The 2,869-nt window shown below is 67.7% G+C and carries 5 protein-coding genes; 2 read left to right on the top strand and 3 right to left on the bottom strand.

Annotation, left to right across the window (positions count from 1 at the left end; translation table 11 throughout):
• The first annotated feature begins 128 nt into the window (after positions 1–128).
• Positions 129–743: a carbon-nitrogen hydrolase family protein gene (locus tag NBZ85_RS29765; protein WP_308205239.1), complete on the top strand. Its 615-nt coding sequence runs from the start codon at positions 129–131 to the stop codon at positions 741–743.
• A 69-nt stretch (positions 744–812) separates the two neighbouring features.
• Here NBZ85_RS29765 and NBZ85_RS29760 read toward each other — a convergent pair whose 3' ends face one another.
• The 3 genes from NBZ85_RS29760 to NBZ85_RS32910 all read right to left on the bottom strand — a co-directional run bounded on the left by NBZ85_RS29760 (position 813) and on the right by NBZ85_RS32910 (position 1,837).
• Positions 813–1,040, bottom strand: a complete 228-nt coding sequence (locus tag NBZ85_RS29760) for a type II toxin-antitoxin system HicA family toxin (protein ID WP_261557987.1) — start codon at positions 1,038–1,040, stop codon at positions 813–815.
• On the bottom strand, positions 1,037–1,258 hold the full coding sequence (locus NBZ85_RS29755; RefSeq protein ID WP_261557986.1) for a type II toxin-antitoxin system HicB family antitoxin: 222 nt from the start codon (positions 1,256–1,258) through the stop codon (positions 1,037–1,039). Before NBZ85_RS29755 ends, NBZ85_RS29760 begins: the two co-directional genes overlap by 4 nt.
• 237 nt (positions 1,259–1,495) lie before the next feature.
• The gene (locus tag NBZ85_RS32910; protein ID WP_261557985.1) at positions 1,496–1,837 is read right to left on the bottom strand and encodes a thiamine pyrophosphate-dependent enzyme; all 342 of its coding nucleotides are present in this window, start codon (positions 1,835–1,837) and stop codon (positions 1,496–1,498) included.
• Positions 1,838–2,230: 393 nt separating this feature from the next.
• Between NBZ85_RS32910 and NBZ85_RS29745 the strand changes: the two genes are divergently transcribed.
• The coding region (locus NBZ85_RS29745) for a DUF2461 domain-containing protein (RefSeq protein ID WP_261563256.1) at positions 2,231–2,869 on the top strand (639 nt) is incomplete at its 3' end.

Raw genomic sequence — 2,869 nt, 5'->3', positions numbered from 1 at the left:
TCTGTTCGAACTCGCCGAACACGCCCTCGACCGGCTCGCAGGAAAACCAGACATCGTCCGCGGATTTTTCCACACCCCGGAACTCTCCTACATCGAAGCAGTTTAGATACTTAGAATTTCGTTAGTACATCATCGACGCCGCGGGCGACATCGTCGACCGCTATGACAAGCGTTTCTGTGCCGGAGATCCGCAGGAACTCGCCGGTGATCTCGCGCACTACACGCCCGGCGACCACTCCAGCGTGTTCACCATCAATGGCGTTCGGTGTGGTGCGCTGATCTGCTACGACTATCGGTACCCGGAGCTGTATCGCGAGTACAAAAAGCATGACGTCCAGTTGATCTTCCACTCCTATCGTGCGGCCCACATGACATCTGACAGGGTGGCAGAGATTCGCGCCGCCCTCGGTGAGGGCCTGCAACGCTTCAATCACGCCAGCACCTACCCCGGCATCACCATGCCCGCCATGATGATCGCGGAAGCGGCGGCCAACCACGTCTGGATCAGCTGCCCGAATTCCTCCGCCCGCGAGAGTTGTTGGGGCTCGTTCTTCATCCGCGCCGACGGTGTCACGAGCGGACGGCTGCCCCGCAACCGGACCGGCGTGCTGATCTCCACCGTGGACACCGAGGTCGCGTTGTATGACTCCACGGCCGCTTGGCGTGCCCGCGCGATGGCCGGCGACCTGCACAGCGGGACCCTTGTGCATGATGCCTGCTCGGAACAACGCACCCAGCTATGAAAGACCGGCATCCCATACGCCGGCGTCCTCGTCCAAGCCGCCATTGCGATTGGCGTCGGGGTCGTCGGATTAGCTGAGCAGCGTTCGAAACTCCTCAGCGTCAATGCCCGCCTGGCGAAGAATCGAGGCGAGGGTACCCGTGGCCAGTTCCCGGTGGAGCGGCACGATCACGGTACGAGCCCCATCCTTGTGTCGAAGCTTGCAATGAGAACCTTTGGTGCCCACCTCGTCGAAGCCGGCGCGCCGCAATGCACGGGAGACCTCTGAGCCTGAGACTCTGGGTAGTCCTGGCGTCATGCTGAGAGACGAATGTCCACGGGGGCGATGATCGGCCCGTCAACAGAGATCGTGGGTATCGGCTCGTCCTCAAAATAGAGCTCCAGCGCCTCACGCAGGTTCGTCAGCGACTCCTCGACGCTCTGTCCCTGGCTGGCCACCTCGACCTCGAGGGCCCGCGCCACGTACCAGTCGCCTTCGTGCGTGACGACCGCGGTCAGCCGGACAGCTCGCTCCATGGAGATCATTCTAGTCGCATCGGGCCCGCATCGCGCGTGTGCGCGGCGCACGACCCACAGCGAGCCTGCGGCGGCCGATCCGGGCCTACATCAGCGCAGGTGGGGCGGCAGAGACAGCTCGTCCCCGCGCGGGCCTGCCGGCGGAACAGTGGGCGCTGGGCGGGCACCGGCTGTGGATCATCGCCTGGTACCTGGAGCAGGCCGTCACGTGGATGCCAAACCCGGACCAGGACGCCTTCACCGCCACTCGCGCCAGTAGCGGGCGATGGTGATGAGCTCGGCCAGGCCGTTCATCTGCATGGCTCCGTCGCCCTCGAAGACGATGACGGGGCGGTCCGGGTGGCCGAACTTCGCGCCGATGCCGTACGGAACGCCGGGGCCCATCGTCGCCAGCGTCCCCGACAGCGAGCCGTGCATGTCCCCGAGCAGGCGCAGGTCACGGGCGTACCAGTTCGCCGCCGAGCCGGAGTCGGCGGCCAGGATGGCGTTGTCGGGAAGCCGGGCGGACGCTCCCAGAACAGCCGCATCAGGTTGATCGGCTTGCCCTCGACGTGCGCCTCTCGCTCGACGGTTCCCCACCAGCGGGCGACGTTGCCCTCGATCGTCTCCCGCCAGGAACGGTCCTCCTTGCGGTCGAGCAGCGCCTTCGCGACGCCGGCGCCGAGCCGGTCGGCGACCTCGATCAGCTCCGCACGTGCGCCGCGGGCCCCCTGGCCATGGAGCCGTTCCTCTCGTCAAGCGTCGTCGGGGACCACGCCGGCCGGTGCCAACGCCGGTATGTCGGGTGTTCTACCCGCGCCCGGCGTCCAAGACCGGCGCCGCTCCCGCCCGGCCGAAGCAGGCGTGGGCGACGCCCGGCCGCGGGGTCCCGATCAGTTCTGTCGGTGGCCGGTCATAGGCTGCGCCCGAGCACGAACGGCCGTCGCGCGGCTGGAGCGGCCCGTCCTGTCCGTCGCCGTGAATGGAGTACCGATGTCGGAGTTCACCGGTTTCCCGCCGGAGGCCCTGGTCTTCTACGACGGGCTGGAGGCCGACAACAGCAAGGCGTACTGGACGGACCATCGCGAGACATATGAGAAGGCCGTGCGCGGCCCGATGGTCGCCCTGCTCGATGCCCTGGAACCGGAGTTCGGCGAACCGCACCTGTTCCGCCCGAACCGCGACGTCCGCTTCTCGAAGGACAAGTCGCCGTACAAGACGGCGATCGGCGCCCACAACGAGCGCGGCGGCTACGTCCAGGTGTCCGCGGCCGGCCTGATGGTGGCCACCGGCTACTGGCAGAGCGCGCCGGACCAGGTGGAGCGGCTACGCGCGGCGGTCGCCGACGACGTCACCGGCCCCAAGCTGGAAGCCGTCGTCGCGGGGCTTCGCAAGGACGGGTACGAGATCTCCGGCAACCGGCTGAAGACCCGTCCGCGTGGCTACGACGCCGACCATCCCCGCATCGACCTGCTGCGGCACCGCACGCTGACCGTCCACCGCGAGTTCGGCGAACCGCCCTGGCTCGCCGAGCCCGAATGCGCCGAGCAGGTCGCCGCCGCCTGGCGCGACATGCGCGTGCTGCGCGACTGGCTCGACCGCCACGTCGGCCCCACCCGCCTCCCCCAGGAC

It is taken from the genome of Frankia tisae, from assembly GCF_025403405.1.
GTDB lineage: Bacteria > Actinomycetota > Actinomycetes > Frankiales > Frankiaceae > Frankia > Frankia tisai.
Note: the sequence above shows the minus strand (reverse complement) of the source record. Positions and strands in the feature narration are given on the sequence as shown.

Bases quoted from the DNA above. Each gene is read 5' to 3' on its own strand.
- NBZ85_RS29760 (WP_261557987.1), bottom strand. From the start codon at position 1,040: ATGACGCCAGGACTACCCAGAGTCTCAGGCTCAGAGGTCTCCCGTGCA.
- NBZ85_RS29755 (WP_261557986.1), bottom strand. From the start codon at position 1,258: ATGGAGCGAGCTGTCCGGCTGACCGCGGTCGTCACGCACGAAGGCGAC.